This is a genomic window from Chitinophaga sp. (assembly GCF_035564935.1).
In the GTDB taxonomy this organism is placed as follows: Bacteria; Bacteroidota; Bacteroidia; order Chitinophagales; family Chitinophagaceae; genus Chitinophaga.
In genome coordinates this window covers 1-2,706 of record NZ_DATMTE010000773.1, presented here as the reverse complement: position 1 = coordinate 2,706, position 2,706 = coordinate 1, and the positions used below count along the sequence as shown (strand labels likewise).

2 protein-coding genes and 1 pseudogene are annotated in these 2,706 nt (G+C 49.0%); 2 read left to right on the top strand and 1 reads right to left on the bottom strand.

Annotated features, from left to right (window positions below; genetic code table 11):
* The coding region (locus VN105_RS20010) for a glutamine--tRNA ligase/YqeY domain fusion protein (RefSeq protein WP_325643497.1) at nucleotides 1-1,628 on the bottom strand (1,628 nt) is incomplete at its 3' end.
* A 93-nt stretch (nucleotides 1,629-1,721) separates the two neighbouring features.
* On the opposite strand from VN105_RS20010, the gene VN105_RS20005 reads away from it, so the two are divergent.
* Together VN105_RS20005 and VN105_RS20000 are read left to right on the top strand one after the other, a co-directional pair.
* The gene (locus tag VN105_RS20005; RefSeq protein WP_325643495.1) at nucleotides 1,722-2,141 is read left to right on the top strand and encodes a cobalamin B12-binding domain-containing protein; all 420 of its coding nucleotides are present in this window, start codon (nucleotides 1,722-1,724) and stop codon (nucleotides 2,139-2,141) included.
* A 93-nt stretch (nucleotides 2,142-2,234) separates the two neighbouring features.
* Nucleotides 2,235-2,706 (top strand): annotated as a pseudogene (locus tag VN105_RS20000) (hypothetical protein); the annotation flags it as partial.

The following is a 2,706-nucleotide window of genomic DNA, read 5'->3' as shown; positions in this document are numbered from 1 at the left end:
GTTACAGTCCTGTTGAACACCACTTTTTCAGGGGTGCTGTCTTTATCTACTACAAAGTAACCTTTGCGCAGGAACTGGAAGCGTTCGCCTGGTTTTGCCTGCAGCAGGCCCGGTTCTACATAGGCTTGTTTAATCACCTGCAGTGAATCCGGGTTGATGAGGGTTTTGAAGTCGGCTTCTTCTGCCTGTGGATTTTCCGCGGTGAACAGGCGATCGTAGATCCGTACTTCGGCAGTGGCTGCGTGTGCTGCGCTTACCCAGTGGATGGTGCCTTTAACGGTTAGTCCGCTCTGGTCGCCCCCACTTTTGCTTTCAGGCAGGTAAGTGGCGTAAATGGTGGTGATATTACCGTCTGCATCTTTTTCAAAGCTTTCTCCTTTGATGATATAGGCGTTTTTCAAACGTACCATCAGGCCGGGGCCGAGGCGGAAGAATTTCTTTGGAGGCGCCTCCATAAAATCTTCCCGCTCAATATACAGGGTATTGCTGAAAGGCAGGGTACGGGAGCCTGCATTTTCATCTTCCGGGTTGTTATCGGCGGTCATTTGTTCCACCTGTCCTTCCGGGTAGTTGGTGATCACCAGTTTTACAGGGTCCAGCACGGCCATTACACGGTTGGCCGTTTTGTTCAGCTCTTCGCGGATACAAAATTCCAGGAGGCCCAGTTCAATCATGTTATCACGTTTCTGTACGCCTACGCGCTCGCAGAGCTGGCGGATGCTGGCAGCAGTATAACCCCGGCGGCGCAGGCCGCTGATAGTAGGCATACGCGGATCGTCCCATCCGCTCACGTGGCCATCTTCCACCAGTTGTTTGAGTTTTCGTTTACTCATCACCGTATAAGTGAGGTTTAAGCGGGCAAACTCGTACTGGTGGCTGGGGAAGATCTCCAGTTCTTTGATAAACCAGTCGTATAGCGGGCGGTGTGGAATAAATTCCAGCGTACAGATAGAATGGGTAATATGTTCGATGCTATCGCTTTGTCCGTGCGCAAAATCGTACATCGGGTAGATGCACCATTTGTCGCCGGTACGGTGGTGATGTGCATGTTTGATGCGGTACATCAGGGGGTCGCGCATGTGCATATTGGGTGAAGCGAGGTCGCCTTTGGCGCGGAGCGTTTTTTCACCATCCTTGAACTGGCCTTTGCGCATCCGTTCAAACAGGTCCAGGTTTTCCGCTACAGAGCGGCTTCTGGCCGGAGTGGGCGTACCTGGTACGGTAGGGGTACCTTTGGCAGCGGCAATTTCATCAGCGCTGGCATCTTCCACATAAGCCAGTCCTTTTTCTATCATTTTTACGGCAAATGTGTAGAGTTGTTCAAAGTAGTCGGAGGCATACAGTTCTTTCTCCCACTCAAATCCCAGCCAGCGGATATCATCTTTAATAGATTCCACGTATTCGGTATCTTCTGTTACCGGGTTGGTATCATCGAAGCGGAGATTGGTTTTCCCGTTGTATTTCTGGGCCAGTCCAAAGTTCAGCACAATGGATTTGGCATGACCTATATGCAGGTAGCCATTTGGTTCGGGCGGGAACCGGGTAAGTACCCGGCCGTCGTTAACGCCGTTCGCTATGTCTTCCTCAACAATTTGTTCTATAAAATTGAGGGATCTTTCTTCGCTCATAATAATTTTATCTTGGAGAACAAATGTACAAAAAAGCAGAGAGCTTAAGCTTTCTGCTTTTTCGTACATTTACTTCCTTAATATGAAAATGGTATGGTCAACCCGTTAAATCGTCCTGTTCGTGTATTGGTAGCTAAAGTGGGCCTGGATGGCCACGACAGGGGCGCAAAGGTAATTGCGGCGGCACTGCGGGATGCCGGCATGGAGGTAATATATACCGGTTTGCGCCAAACCCCGGAAATGGTGGTGAATGCCGCCCTGCAGGAAGATGTGGACGCTATCGGCATCAGTATCCTCTCCGGAGCCCATATGACCGTATTTCCCAAGATCATTGCCCGGATGAAGGAAAAGGGCATGAACGACGTGCTGCTCACCGGTGGCGGCATTATCCCCGATGCCGATATGGAAACGCTGCAGGAAATGGGGGTAGGAAAACTGTTCCCTCCGGGTACCAATACCAAAGATATTTCCGAATACATTATCGGCTGGGTGGCCAGTCACAGGAATTTTTAAAAAATTTTCCGGGTCGCCGTAACATTTTTTAAACCGGGTCGTCTTTAGTGGAAATAGTCCACCAAATATCTAAAAAACCATAACACCCGTTTTATGAAATGTAAGTTATGCCCGTTATTCCTGATACTGTTGACATTGTGTTGTAGTGTATTTGCCCAGGAAAATAAAGACTCAGTCACTGCGACTACCACCACTACTGCTAACGGTGATACCTCCATCGTTACCAGCGAAAAAACCGTTTTTTCCATCATTTTCGGAAAATATCCCAAACACCGGGAAGGGGTATACGTAACCCATGGTGGCGATGGCCCCCTGCTGTCTTTTGCTTCCATGAAGAATAACGGCGAACATCTGCGTAATATTCCGAGGTTTACCATGTTCCTGAATGTCGGCTCCAATTTTAATAAAGACTTTTCCCGGAATTTTGGCGTTTTTACCGGCATCAACCTGAAAAACATCGGGCTGATCTCAAAGCCTGCCGATTCCCTGAAGCTTAAACAAAGAGTATACACCCTGGGCGTTCCGCTGGGTATTAAGGTGGGTGATCTTTCTTCCGGTAGCTTAT

Coding starts and splice junctions, on each gene's coding strand:
- VN105_RS20005 (WP_325643495.1), top strand. CDS start 1,722: ATGGTCAACCCGTTAAATCGTCCTGTTCGTGTATTGGTAGCTAAAGTG.